Here is a 12,306-nt window from a genome sequence, read left to right as displayed (position 1 = left end):
TTCGCTGGGGGCCTGCGGCCCCCAGGCCCCGCTTCGGCCCTGAACGGGCCTTGTCCTCAATCGCCGGACGGGCTGATTTCAGCTGATCGGCGCCGATTCCGGCCGTATCCCACCTCGCCCACAGCCCCATGAGCAGCCGCCCAACCCCAACCCCCGGTACGAGGGGTTCCGCCCCCGCGACCGGGAAGGCACTGTGAGAGGGAACGGTTCCCCCAGCCCCCCTCACGGCACCTCACCGAACCCTGATGACCGGGGTGACCCCTAGGCGGTGACAGGCACATGGCACTGGGTACGGCCACGGACGCGTACGAGCTGCGGTTCGACGCCGGACGGATCTGTCTGGATCTCCTCGCGACGACGCACCCCGAGGAACGGTTCGACTCCGTCGAGGTGTTGCGCGCGTGGATCATCGGCGCCGGCCTCGTCCCACCGGACACCCCGCTCGCCCACGCCGACGCCTCCTGGCTCGTCGCCTTCCGCGAACTGCGCGGACGTATCGGACAGTTGGTGCGGGGCAGTCTCAGTACCGAGCTCTGGCCGTCGTACGACATCGCGCTCGCCCGGGTCAACGACGTCGCCCGTGCCGCGCCTCCGGCCCCGCGTGCCGTACGCGGTGAAGGCGGCGTACTCGTCCGCGAGTTGGATCACCCGCCCGAGTGCGCCGCCCTGCTCGGCGCCCTCGCGCGGGACGTGGTGGAGCTGCTCACCGATCCTCTCGCGCGGGCCGGGCTGAGGGAGTGCGAGGGCGACAACTGCCCGATCGTTTATGTCGATACGTCCCGGGGGCGCAGGAGGCGCTGGTGCTCCAGTGAGGTCTGCGGGAACCGCGAAAGGGTCGCCCGGCACCGTCGCCGAGCCGCCCTCGCGCGGGCCTGACAGTCCGTTATGTGGCTTCTGTGAAACGGCTGTCGAAGTGATTTCGATTACATGTCGTTTACCTACGCACCCGTAGGGAAGCGGCCAGTTGATCTTGCCGATGTGGTGGAAATGTAAAGATCGCACGGTGGGAATGTGCTGCCATGTCCCGCTCGTCACGTCACTCCGCAGAAAACTGTCGCCTCGCTTTGAACACTCAACGGGCTGCTTCCGTACGGGTAGTCGAGCGACCGACTGGGGGAACCCCCGGACATCGGAGGTGGGCGTGCGCAAGGATTCCGTCGTGGCCAATGAACGTGGATCGAGGGCCCGACATCGCATGTCCCAGCCCTCGGAACCTGATGAGGAGCTGATGCGTGCGCTGTACAGAGAGCACGCCGGACCCCTCCTTGCGTATGTCCTTCGACTGGTCGCCGGTGATCGGCAACGAGCAGAGGACGTTGTGCAGGAGACGCTCATCCGTGCCTGGAAGAACGCCGGACAGCTCAATCGAGCGACCGGATCGGTACGCCCCTGGCTGGTGACGGTCGCCCGGCGCATCGTCATCGACGGCCACCGCAGCCGGCAGGCCCGGCCGCAGGAGGTCGATCCGTCGCCGCTGGAGGTCATCCCCGCGGAGGACGAGATCGACAAGGCGCTGTGGCTGATGACGCTGTCGGACGCACTCGACGACCTGACCCCCGCCCACCGGGAGGTTCTCGTCGAGACGTACTTCAAGGGGCGTACCGTCAATGAGGCGGCCGAGACGCTGGGCATACCCAGTGGCACCGTGCGCTCCAGGGTGTTCTACGCCCTGCGGTCGATGAAGCTGGCTCTGGAGGAGCGGGGGGTGACGGCGTGATGAGTGTTTACGGGGGAAACCAGGGATTCGGGATGGGCGGTTCGGGTATGTCTGGATCCATGAGCCCCATGCAGGGACATCCGGGCCCGAGCGAGCACGAAACCGTCGGTGCCTATGCCCTCGGGATCCTCGACGACGCCGAGGCAACCGCCTTCGAGGCTCACCTCGCCACCTGCGAATGGTGCGCTCAGCAGCTGGACGAGCTCGCCGGGATGGAGCCGATGCTCGCCGCGCTCGCGGACCTGCCCGGTTCCGGTTCGCCCGCGATCGGCGAGTCCCTGTCGGCGAAGCCCAGTCCGCGTCTGGTGAACAAGCTCGTCGACGAGGTCGCCGAGCGCCGCGCCCAGAAGCGCCGGCGCAGCTTCTACATGGTGGCCGCGGCGGCCGCGCTGATCGTCGGCGGCCCGTTCGTGGCCGTGGCGACGAACGGCAGCGACGGCGGTGGCGGCACCGACGGGAACAGGACCGTGCAGGCGGCCAACCCCGCCAAGGACCTGTTCACCAGCATGGAGAACAAGATCTCGGGGACCGACTCGAAGACCGGCGTCAGCGCGACCGTCGGCATGCAGGAGAAGCTCTGGGGTACCGAGACAGGCCTTGAGCTCAAGGGGGTCAAGGGTCCGCTCAAGTGCTCCATGATCTTCGTCAGCAAGGACGGCGAGCGCGAGACGGCCGCCTCCTGGTCCGTCGGGAAGTGGGGCTACGGCATCCCGGACGCCAAGACCGAGCAGGCCAGGAACCCGCTCTACATCACCGGCGGTGTGTCCATGGCCCCGGACGATGTCGATCACGTCGAGATCATGGACTTCGACGGGAACAAGCTCGTCGAGGTCGACGTGTAGCCGCCGTAGCTTTTCCGGGTCCCCTTCGCGTACGGTTGACGGCTGCCCAGCACGTCAGAAGGGGGCCCGGTGGCCGCTCAGGCTCAACAGGAAACCGCGCTCGAAGACTCTCTGAGAGATCGAGAGATCAGCGTCGAACAGGAACACCTGGACCGGGTGTACCGGCGCCTCGAGGAGAAGATCCATGAGGCCGAGTTCCTGATGAACGACGCGGCCAAGCGCGGCCAGGTCGGCACGCCCGGCGCGCTCGCCGAGCGGGACGCGCAGGTCTTCCGCGCGGGCGTCCACCTCAACCGGCTCAACAACGAGTTCGAGGACTTCCTCTTCGGCCGTATCGACCTGCTGCTCGGCAAGGACGGCAAGAAGGGGCCGGACGGCGCCTACACCGCGGTCGAGCCCGCGGAGGGCGCGGTCCGCGAGGACAACACCGCCGACATCGCCGAGACCCTGCACATCGGCCGCATCGGCGTGCTGGACCAGGACTACGCCCCGCTGGTCATCGACTGGCGGGCCCCGGCCGCCGCGCCCTTCTACCGCTCCACGCCGGTCGACCCCGGGCGGGTCGTACGGCGCCGGGTCATCCGTTCCAAGGGGCGCCGCGTGCTGGGCGTCGAGGACGACCTCATGCGCCCCGAACTTCAGGCCTTCCTCGACGGCCACGAGCTGCCCGTCATCGGCGACGGCGCCCTCATGGCCGCCCTCGGCCAGGCCCGCAGCCACACCATGCGGGACATCGTGGCGTCCATCCAGGCCGAGCAGGACCTGGTCATCCGCGCCCCCGCCGCCTCGGTGACGTACGTCGAGGGCGGGCCGGGTACCGGGAAGACGGCCGTGGCGCTGCACCGCGCCGCCTACCTGCTCTACCAGGACCGGCGCCGGTACGCGGGCGGCATCCTGATCGTCTCGCCGACCCCGCTGCTGGTGGCGTACACCGAGGGCGTGCTCCCGTCGCTGGGTGAGGAGGGCCAGGTCGCCATTCGCGCGATCGGCTCGCTCGTCGACGGGGTGGAGGCCACGCTGTACGACTCCCCGTCCACGGCCCGTGCCAAGGGCTCGCACCGCATGCTCAAGGTGCTGCGGAAGGCCGCCCGCGGAGCCCTGGAGCTGAACGATTCGCCGACCCGGCTCAGGGTCGTCGCCTTCGGCCGCCGGCTCGAACTGGAGGCCGGGGAGCTGGAGCGGATCCGTCACAACGCCCTGGGCGGTACGGCGCCCGTCAACCTGCTGCGCCCGCGCGCCCGCCGGCTGCTGCTCGACGCCCTGTGGGCGAAGTCCGGCGGCGCCTCCCGCCACACCGACCCGGAGCTGGCCGCCGAGCTGCGCTCGTCCTTCGACGAGGACGTGACCTCGGAGGACAGCTTCCTCGCCTTCCTCGACGCCTGGTGGCCGGAGCTGACCCCGAAGGACGTCCTGACGGCGATGGCCGACGACCGCAGGCTCGGCCGCTGGGCCCGCCGGATCCTCAACCCCGGAGAGGTCCGCCGGGTCGCCCGCTCCCTCAAGCGGGACGGCTTCTCCGTGCACGACATCGCCATGCTCGACGAGCTCCACGCGATCCTCGGCAGCCCGGCCCGCCCGAAAAAGAAGCGCGAGCTGGACCCGCTCGACCAGCTCACCGGCCTGGAGGAGCTGATGCCGGTCCGCGAGGAGTCGCAGCGCGAGCGCGCCGAACGGCTGGCGGCCGAGCGGACCGAGTACGCCCACGTCATCGTCGACGAGGCCCAGGACCTCACGCCGATGCAGTGGCGGATGGTCGGGCGCAGGGGCCGTCACGCGACCTGGACGATCGTCGGCGACCCGGCCCAGTCGTCGTGGTCCGACGTGGACGAGGCGGCCGAGGCGAGGGACGAGGCCCTCGGCAGCCGCCCGCGCCGCCACTTCCAGCTCACCGTGAACTACCGCAACCCGGCCGAGATCGCCGACCTCGCGTCGAAGGTGCTGGCCCTCGCCATGCCGGGCTCGACGGCACCGTCGGCCGTACGGTCGACCGGTGTCGAGCCGCGCTTCACGGTCGTACGCGACTCTCTCGCCCAGACCGTCCGGGAGGAGGCCGCCCGGCTGCTCGACCGCGTCGACGGGACGGTCGGCGTCGTCGTCGCCATGCAGCGGCGCGAGGAGGCGGCCAAGTGGCTCGCCGGGCTCGGCGACCGGGTCGTGGCGCTCGGCAGCCTGGAGGCGAAGGGCCTGGAGTACGACGCGACGGTCGTCGTCTCCCCGGCGGAGATCGCGGACGAGTCGCCGGCCGGACTGCGGGTGCTGTACGTCGCGCTGACCCGGGCCACCCAGCAGCTGACGGTCGTGTCGGCGGAGCGGGACGAGCCGGACGCCACCGGGATGCCGGACCTCCTCAGAGATTGATCCGGATGAACCACCGGTACGGGAATGGCCGTACGGGATCTGTTTGTTAGCCTGGGTGTGACACCGGCTCGATCCAAGCCCCCGGGCCCAACCTTCGTCCCTTAGAGGGACCACTTGCCGCGAGGCGAGCATGGCGGGTCGGTGTCATGAACGTAGAGAGACCCACGTCACCCCGTGACGTGGGTCTCTTTTCATGAGAAGACGTGGCGAACAATACGTTCGCAATTCAAGCCCGGCTAACTCCTACTCGACGGTAGGTGCGACGATCGGACGGCATACCCAGCGTCACACGGTGAAAGCAGAGGAAGTCGGCCATGGCAACGGCGCCCAGCGTCTCCTACTCGATGACGGTCCGGCTGGAGGTGCCCGCGAGCGGAACCGCGGTCTCCCAGCTCACCACGGCCGTGGAGTCCCACGGAGGCTCGGTGACCGGCCTCGACGTGACCGCGTCCGGCCACGAGAAGCTCCGTATCGACGTCACGATCGCGGCCACGTCCACCAAGCACGCGGACGAGATCGTCGAGCAGTTGCGCGGCATCGAGGGCGTCACTCTGGGCAAGGTCTCGGACCGTACCTTCCTCATGCACCTCGGCGGCAAGATCGAGATGGCGTCGAAGCACCCCATCCGCAACCGTGACGACCTCTCCATGGTCTACACGCCGGGTGTGGCCCGCGTCTGCATGGCGATCGCCGAGAACCCCGAGGACGCGCGGCGTCTGACGATCAAGCGCAACTCCGTTGCGGTTGTGACGGACGGCTCGGCGGTGCTGGGCCTGGGCAACATCGGCCCGAAGGCCGCGCTGCCCGTCATGGAGGGCAAGGCGGCCCTCTTCAAGCGGTTCGCCGGCATCGACGCCTGGCCGATCTGCCTCGACACCCAGGACACCGACGCCATCGTCGAGATCGTCAAGGCGATCGCCCCCGGGTTCGCCGGCATCAACCTCGAGGACATCTCCGCCCCGCGCTGCTTCGAGATCGAGGCGCGGCTGCGCGAGGCCCTCGACATCCCCGTCTTCCACGACGACCAGCACGGCACCGCGATCGTCGTCCTCGCCGCCCTCACCAACGCACTTCGCGTGGCGAGCAAGGCGATTGAGAACATCCGCGTCGTCATGTCCGGCGCCGGCGCGGCCGGTACGGCCATCCTCAAGCTGCTGCTCGCCGCCGGCGTGAAGAACGCCGTCGTCGCCGACATCCACGGCGTCGTGCACGCCGGCCGCGAGGACCTGCGCGAGGCCCCCGCCGACTCGCCGCTGCGCTGGATCGCCGACAACACCAACCCCGAGGGCCTGACCGGCACGCTGAAGGAGGCCGTACGCGGCGCGGACGTCTTCATCGGCGTCTCCGCCCCGAACGTCCTCGACGGCGACGACGTGGCCGCCATGGCCGAGGACGCGATCGTGTTCGCGCTCGCGAACCCGGACCCCGAGGTGGACCCGGCAATCGCCCGCCAGACGGCGGCAGTTGTGGCCACGGGCCGCTCCGACTTCCCGAACCAGATCAACAACGTGCTGGTCTTCCCGGGTGTCTTCCGCGGTCTGCTGGACGCGCAGTCCCGCACGGTCAACACCGAGATGATGCTCGCGGCCGCGAAGGCGCTGGCGGATGTGGTGACCGAGGACGAGCTGAACCCGAACTACATCATCCCGAGCGTGTTCAACGACAAGGTCGCGGGCGCGGTCGCCGGTGCGGTGCGGGAGGCCGCGAAGGCGGTCAGCGCGGTGGCGTCGGCCGAGTAGGCGCCCAGCGCCAAACGTGTGCGGGCCCTGTGAGGATCGCCACGGCAAGCCCTTGTGACGGCGCGTCGTGGAACCAAGGGCCTCCAGCCGCCGTTTATGGTGACGGCCAGGCTGAGGCCCTCTCTTCGTGTGACTCCCATGGGTGTTCTCACGACTCCTGCGGGTGCCGGATTGGCTTTCCCGCCGCAGGTAGGGGCAGGATGCGTCCCGGGCGCGAGGGTCTGACGACGGACCCGGGTCCGGGGACTGTCCGAGGACCCTGGCAGCATCGGCTTCGATCTGACGCCTCAACGGCAAGAAGAACACGGGAGTAACAACATGAACCGCAGTGAGCTGGTGGCCGCGCTGGCCGACCGCGCCGAGGTGACCCGCAAGGACGCCGACGCCGTTCTGGCCGCGTTCGCCGAGACCGTCGGCGAGGTCGTCGCCAAGGGCGACGAGAAGGTCACCATCCCTGGCTTCCTGACCTTCGAGCGCACCCACCGTGCCGCTCGCACCGCGCGCAACCCGCAGACCGGCGACCCGATCCAGATCCCGGCCGGCTACAGCGTGAAGGTCTCCGCGGGCTCCAAGCTCAAGGAAGCGGCCAAGGGTAAGTAAGAGCGCCTATTCGCCGTTATGGCCTGGCGCCGTGGGCGACTGCGAGCCCGCTGTGGCTGGTCGCGCAGTTCCCCGCGCCCCTTGGGGCGCTGCAGAAAACGCCGATGGGGCGGTCACCCGAGTCCGGGTGACCGCCCCATCGGCGTATGTGTGTCAGCCGAGTGCCTTGCCGGGCAGTTCGACCTTCGCGCCCAGCTCGACGAGCTTCTCCATGAAGTTCTCGTAGCCCCGGTTGATCAGGTCGATGCCGTGGACCCGGGACGTGCCCTGGGCCGCCAGGGCCGCGATGAGGTACGAGAAGCCGCCGCGGAGGTCGGGGATGACCAGGTCGGCGCCCTGGAGCTTGGTGGGGCCCGAGACGACCGCGGAGTGCAGGAAGTTGCGCTGGCCGAAGCGGCAGTCGGAGCCGCCGAGGCACTCGCGGTAGAGCTGGATGTGGGCGCCCATCTGGTTCAGCGCGGAGGTGAAGCCGAGGCGGGACTCGTAGACCGTCTCGTGGATGATGGAGAGCCCGGTCGCCTGCGTGAGGGCGACGACCAGCGGCTGCTGCCAGTCGGTCTGGAAACCGGGGTGCACGTCCGTTTCGAGCGCGATGGACTTCAACTGGCCACCGGGGTGCCAGAAACGGATGCCCTCGTCGTCGATCTCGAAGGCGCCGCCCACCTTCCGGTAGGTGTTGAGGAACGTCATCATCGAGCGCTGCTGGGCGCCACGGACGTAGATGTTGCCCTCGGTCGCGAGCGCCGCGGACGCCCAGGAGGCGGCCTCCAGGCGGTCCGGGAGGGCGCGGTGGGTGTAACCGCCGAGACTGTCCACACCGGTGATGCGGATCGTGCGGTCGGTGTCCATCGCGATGATGGCGCCCATCTTCTGCAGGACGCAGATGAGGTCCTCGATCTCGGGCTCCACGGCCGCGTTCGAGAGCTCGGTGACGCCTTCGGCGAGCACGGCCGTCAGCAGCACCTGCTCGGTCGCGCCCACGGACGGGTACGGCAGCCGGATCTTGGTGCCGCGCAGCCGCTGCGGAGCCTCCAGGTACTGCCCGTCCGCCCGCTTCTCGATGCGCGCGCCGAACTGCCGCAGCACCTCGAAGTGGAAGTCGATGGGCCGGCCGCCGATGTCGCAGCCGCCGAGGCCGGGGATGAACGCGTGGCCGAGGCGGTGCAGAAGGGGGCCGCAGAACAGGATCGGGATACGGCTGGAACCCGCGTGGGCATCGATGTCAGCGACGTTCGCGCTCTCCACGTGCGACGGGTCCATCACCAACTCGCCCGGTTCCTCCCCCGGACGCACCGTGACCCCGTGCAGCTGCAGCAGACCGCGTACGACACGCACGTCACGGATGTCCGGCACGTTGCGCAGTCGACTTGGCGCGCTGCCCAGCAGGGCGGCGACCATGGCCTTCGGTACGAGGTTCTTCGCACCGCGGACACGGATCTCGCCCTCCAGCGGGGTTCCGCCGTGGACAAGCAGGACATCGTCGTTGACGGTCATGTATCTCGCGTTCCGATGAGTTGGGCAGGGGCCAGGAGGGAAAGGGTAATCGCCGCCGCCCCCCCTTCTGTAAGCCCAAGGACGGCTCAGGAACGTCATAGCTCTGTCACAACACGAACCGTTCGCCGTCGGGCACGAACGGTCACCACCGCCCCCGTGCGCCCGGGGACGCTCCTTTCCGCCCTGAGCTGCATTCACTCGCGAACCGGGATTGCCTCCCCACACGAAGGGAAGATGCGGGATCATGTCTGGCATGACCGAGGTGTCCTCGCTCACAGGGCGGCTGCTCGTGGCCACGCCCGCCCTGGCGGACCCGAACTTCGACCGCGCGGTGGTGCTCCTTCTCGACCACGACGAGGAGGGCTCCCTCGGTGTCGTCCTCAATCGTCCGACCCCCGTGGACGTGGGCGACATTCTGGAGGGCTGGGCGGACCTCGCCGGCGAACCCGGCGTCGTCTTCCAGGGCGGCCCGGTGTCCCTCGACTCGGCGCTCGGTGTCGCCGTCATCCCCGGCGACGCGAACGGCGAGAGCGCCCCGCTGGGCTGGCGCCGGGTGCACGGCGCGATCGGACTCGTCGACCTGGAGGCGCCGCCGGAACTGCTCGCCTCGGCCGTCGGCTCCTTGAGGATCTTCGCCGGGTACGCGGGCTGGGGACCCGGTCAGCTGGAGGACGAGCTGGTGGAAGGCGCCTGGTACGTCGTCGAGTCCGAGCCGGGGGACGTCTCCTCGCCTTCCCCGGAGAGACTCTGGCGCGAGGTGCTGCGCCGCCAGCGCAACGAGCTCGCGATGGTGGCCACGTACCCGGACGACCCTTCGCTCAACTGAAACATGTGAGCTTCAGTACTCTTGGCGTTATGAGCACTCTCGAGCCCGAGCGCGGGACTGGTACGGGGACCCTCGTAGAGCCGACGCCACAGGTGTCCCACGGCGACGGCGACCACGAGCGCTTCGCCCACTACGTCCAGAAGGACAAGATCATGGCGAGCGCCCTCGACGGCACCCCCGTCGTGGCGCTCTGCGGCAAGGTCTGGGTGCCTGGCCGCGACCCGAAGAAGTACCCCGTGTGCCCCATGTGCAAGGAGATCTACGAGTCCATGGGCGCCGGCGGCGACGACAAGGGCAAGGGCAAGGGCGACAAGTAACTTCCCCCCGGCCGCGGCCGGACGCGGGTAAGGCCCCCAAGGCGTGTTTTGCGCGCCTCGGGGGCCTTTGTGCTGTTCGCGCGTTGCACAGGGTGCGCCAGCCGGTCACAGAGTGGTTGAGACCTCTTGTGGTCGTGTTCATGCAGTCCCTAGCCTCCGGTGTGTTGTGCAGAGCGAAACATCCATTGCGCATGTTGCAACACGCGCATCTTCGGAGGAACACTCCATGAAGCTCTCCCCCCGACTCCCCGCCCTGCTCCTCGTGGCCCTCGCCGTGGCGGCCTGCGCCCCGCAGACCTCCACCAACTCCTCCTCCGACAAGGACGACAGGACCGGAACCCTCCGGGTCTGGCTCTTCCAGGAAGTCGGCAACAAGCCGAAGGAGAAGGTCGTCGACTCCGTCGTCGCCGCCTTCGAGAAGGCCCACGAGGGCACGAAGGTCGAGGTCGAGTACATCCCGGTCGAGACCCGCGCCCAGCGCGTCAAGGCCGCCTTCAACGACCCGGAGTCCGCTCCCGACGTGATGGAGTACGGCAACACCGACACCGCCGGCTATGTGAAGGACGGCGGACTCCTCGACGTCACCAAGGAGTTCGGCGCCTGGAGCGAGACGAAGGACACCGACCCCACCGCCGAGCAGTCCGTCACCGTCGACGGCAAGGTCTACGGCGCGCCCTTCTACGTCGGTGTCCGCGCCCTGTACTACCGCACGGACGTTTTCGCGGAGCTCGGCCTCCAAGCCCCGAAGACCATGACCGAGTTGGCGACGACCGCCCGTAAGATCCGCGCCGCCAAGCCCGAGTTGTACGGCCTCGTGGTGGGCGGGGCGTACACGTACGGCGCGATGCCCTTCGTATGGGCCAACGGCGGTGAGATCGCCACGGGCGAGGGCGGCTCGTACGCCTCGGCGATCGACAGCGCGGCGGCCCAGAAGGGCATCAAGGCGTACACGTCCCTCTTCACCGACGACAACTGTCCCGCCGCCAAGTGCGCGGGCATGGGAGGCAACGACACGATCACCGCGTTCGCGGCCGGCAAGGCGGGCATGGCGATCGGCGGCGACTTCAGCCACGCGGCGGTGGAGGCCGGGAAGGTGAAGGGCAAGTACGCGGTCGTGCCGCTGCCGGGGGTGAAGGCGGGGTCGATCGCGCCGGCGTTCGCCGGGGGCAACAACATCGGGGTGCTCAAGAGCACGTCGCATCGGACGCTGGCGGTCGAGCTGATGGAGCAGCTCGCGTCCAAGAAGACCCAGGCTTCCATGTTCGAGGCGATGGGCTTCCTTCCCACCTTCTCCGACGTGAGGCAACAGGTCGCGGCGAAGGAGCCGTACGTCAAGCCCTTCGCGGAGACCCTTGCCGCGGGCACCAAGTTCGTACCTGCCTCGCCCGCATGGGCACAGATCGACTCGTCGCTGGTTCTTCCGACGATGTTCCAGGAGGTCATCAGCGGCAAGAAGGACGTGGCGGCGGCTGCGGGGGACGCGGCGAAGAAGATGGACGACGCGTTCGGATCCAACGGGTGACCTCAGTGACCAACCGCACCACCTGGACCCCGTGGCTCTATCTCGCCCCCGCTCTCGTCGTCCTCGGCGGACTGCTCGTCTACCCCATCTACCAGCTCGGGCTGATCTCCTTCTTCCAGTACACCCAGGCGCAGGTCAGCGGCGGGGAGCCCACCACCTTCCAGGGGTTCGGGAACTACGCCGAGCTCCTCGGCGACGACCAGTTCTGGCACGTGCTGCTCGCCACGGTCGTGTTCGCGGCGGCGTGCGTCGTCTCGACGCTCGCCGTCGGCTGTGCCCTCGCCGTGCTGCTCACGCGCGTGCGTGCCGTGCCGCGGCTGGCGCTGATGCTGGCCGCGCTGGGGGCGTGGGCGACGCCCGCCATCACCGGCTCGACGGTGTGGCTGTTCCTGTTCGACCCGGACTTCGGGCCGGTGAACCGGGTGCTCGGGCTCGGCGACCACTCCTGGACGTACGGGCGGTTCAGTGCCTTCTTCCTCGTCCTGCTCGAAGTCGTCTGGTGCTCCTTCCCGTTCGTGATGGTGACCGTGTACGCCGGTATCCGTGCCGTACCGGCCGAGGTGCTGGAGGCCGCCGCGCTGGACGGTGCCTCGCAGTGGCGGATCTGGCGGTCGGTGCTGGCGCCGATGCTGCGGCCGATCCTGGTGGTCGTCACCATCCAGTCGGTGATCTGGGACTTCAAGGTCTTCACGCAGATCTACGTCATGACGAACGGCGGCGGCATCGCGGGCCAGAACCTCGTGCTGAACGTCTACGCCTACCAGAAGGCGTTCGCGTCCTCGCAGTACAGCCTGGGTTCGGCGATCGGCGTGGTGATGCTGGTGATCCTGCTGGCGGTGACGCTGGTGTATCTGCGGCTGCTGCGCAGGCAGGGGGAGGAGCTGTGAAGTC

General features: G+C 68.9%; 11 protein-coding genes. 10 read left to right on the top strand and 1 reads right to left on the bottom strand.

Going from position 1 to position 12,306, the window contains the following annotated elements; translation table 11 throughout:
• The first annotated feature begins 279 nt into the window (after positions 1-279).
• The 6 genes from ACQEV2_RS16525 to ACQEV2_RS16500 all read left to right on the top strand — a co-directional run bounded on the left by ACQEV2_RS16525 (position 280) and on the right by ACQEV2_RS16500 (position 7,256).
• Complete coding sequence (locus tag ACQEV2_RS16525) at positions 280-876, top strand: CGNR zinc finger domain-containing protein (RefSeq protein ID WP_433041223.1); 597 nt, start codon at positions 280-282, stop codon at positions 874-876.
• Between the two features lie 319 nt (positions 877-1,195).
• Positions 1,196-1,717, top strand: coding sequence for a sigma-70 family RNA polymerase sigma factor (locus tag ACQEV2_RS16520; RefSeq protein WP_010039908.1), 522 nt, complete (start codon positions 1,196-1,198; stop codon positions 1,715-1,717).
• Positions 1,718-1,776: 59 nt separating this feature from the next.
• Positions 1,777-2,559, top strand: a complete 783-nt coding sequence (locus tag ACQEV2_RS16515) for an anti-sigma factor family protein (RefSeq protein WP_433041220.1) — start codon at positions 1,777-1,779, stop codon at positions 2,557-2,559.
• Between the two features lie 69 nt (positions 2,560-2,628).
• Positions 2,629-4,917: a HelD family protein gene (locus ACQEV2_RS16510; RefSeq protein ID WP_433041217.1), complete on the top strand. Its 2,289-nt coding sequence runs from the start codon at positions 2,629-2,631 to the stop codon at positions 4,915-4,917.
• A gap of 314 nt (positions 4,918-5,231) precedes the next feature.
• The gene (locus ACQEV2_RS16505) at positions 5,232-6,656 is read left to right on the top strand and encodes an NAD-dependent malic enzyme (RefSeq protein ID WP_433041214.1); all 1,425 of its coding nucleotides are present in this window, start codon (positions 5,232-5,234) and stop codon (positions 6,654-6,656) included.
• Between the two features lie 318 nt (positions 6,657-6,974).
• Complete coding sequence (locus ACQEV2_RS16500; RefSeq protein ID WP_007498188.1) at positions 6,975-7,256, top strand: HU family DNA-binding protein; 282 nt, start codon at positions 6,975-6,977, stop codon at positions 7,254-7,256.
• A 153-nt stretch (positions 7,257-7,409) separates the two neighbouring features.
• Here ACQEV2_RS16500 and murA read toward each other — a convergent pair whose 3' ends face one another.
• Positions 7,410-8,750 carry a UDP-N-acetylglucosamine 1-carboxyvinyltransferase gene (murA, locus tag ACQEV2_RS16495; protein ID WP_004000875.1) on the bottom strand — a complete coding sequence of 447 codons (1,341 nt, stop codon included), beginning with the start codon at positions 8,748-8,750 and terminating at the stop codon, positions 7,410-7,412.
• Positions 8,751-9,003: 253 nt separating this feature from the next.
• Here murA and ACQEV2_RS16490 point away from each other — a divergent pair, with 253 nt between their 5' ends.
• The 4 genes from ACQEV2_RS16490 (at position 9,004) to ACQEV2_RS16475 (ending at position 12,302) form a co-directional block, all read left to right on the top strand.
• A complete protein-coding gene (locus ACQEV2_RS16490; RefSeq protein ID WP_030054423.1) occupies positions 9,004-9,576 on the top strand; it encodes a YqgE/AlgH family protein in 573 nt (190 codons plus the stop codon).
• A 29-nt stretch (positions 9,577-9,605) separates the two neighbouring features.
• Positions 9,606-9,893: a DUF3039 domain-containing protein gene (locus tag ACQEV2_RS16485; protein ID WP_274239322.1), complete on the top strand. Its 288-nt coding sequence runs from the start codon at positions 9,606-9,608 to the stop codon at positions 9,891-9,893.
• Between the two features lie 226 nt (positions 9,894-10,119).
• On the top strand, positions 10,120-11,415 hold the full coding sequence (locus ACQEV2_RS16480) for an extracellular solute-binding protein (RefSeq protein ID WP_433041208.1): 1,296 nt from the start codon (positions 10,120-10,122) through the stop codon (positions 11,413-11,415).
• A complete protein-coding gene (locus ACQEV2_RS16475; protein WP_433041205.1) occupies positions 11,412-12,302 on the top strand; it encodes a carbohydrate ABC transporter permease in 891 nt (296 codons plus the stop codon). Before ACQEV2_RS16480 ends, ACQEV2_RS16475 begins: the two co-directional genes overlap by 4 nt.
• The last annotated feature ends 4 nt before the right edge of the window (positions 12,303-12,306 follow it).

The organism is Streptomyces sp. CA-251387 (assembly GCF_050936625.1).
In the GTDB taxonomy this organism is placed as follows: domain Bacteria; phylum Actinomycetota; class Actinomycetes; order Streptomycetales; family Streptomycetaceae; genus Streptomyces.
The sequence above is the reverse complement of the archived record's forward strand: the minus strand, read 5'-3'. Positions and strand labels throughout refer to the sequence as shown.

What these genes read in the sequence shown, in the direction of transcription:
- ACQEV2_RS16525 (WP_433041223.1), top strand. Translation starts at nt 280, where the DNA reads ATGGCACTGGGTACGGCCACGGACGCGTACGAGCTGCGGTTCGACGCC.
- ACQEV2_RS16520 (WP_010039908.1), top strand. Translation starts at nt 1,196, where the DNA reads ATGTCCCAGCCCTCGGAACCTGATGAGGAGCTGATGCGTGCGCTGTAC.
- ACQEV2_RS16515 (WP_433041220.1), top strand. Translation starts at nt 1,777, where the DNA reads ATGAGCCCCATGCAGGGACATCCGGGCCCGAGCGAGCACGAAACCGTC.
- ACQEV2_RS16505 (WP_433041214.1), top strand. Translation starts at nt 5,232, where the DNA reads ATGGCAACGGCGCCCAGCGTCTCCTACTCGATGACGGTCCGGCTGGAG.
- ACQEV2_RS16500 (WP_007498188.1), top strand. Translation starts at nt 6,975, where the DNA reads ATGAACCGCAGTGAGCTGGTGGCCGCGCTGGCCGACCGCGCCGAGGTG.
- murA (WP_004000875.1), bottom strand. Translation starts at nt 8,750, where the DNA reads ATGACCGTCAACGACGATGTCCTGCTTGTCCACGGCGGAACCCCGCTG.
- ACQEV2_RS16490 (WP_030054423.1), top strand. Translation starts at nt 9,004, where the DNA reads ATGACCGAGGTGTCCTCGCTCACAGGGCGGCTGCTCGTGGCCACGCCC.
- ACQEV2_RS16485 (WP_274239322.1), top strand. Translation starts at nt 9,606, where the DNA reads ATGAGCACTCTCGAGCCCGAGCGCGGGACTGGTACGGGGACCCTCGTA.
- ACQEV2_RS16480 (WP_433041208.1), top strand. Translation starts at nt 10,120, where the DNA reads ATGAAGCTCTCCCCCCGACTCCCCGCCCTGCTCCTCGTGGCCCTCGCC.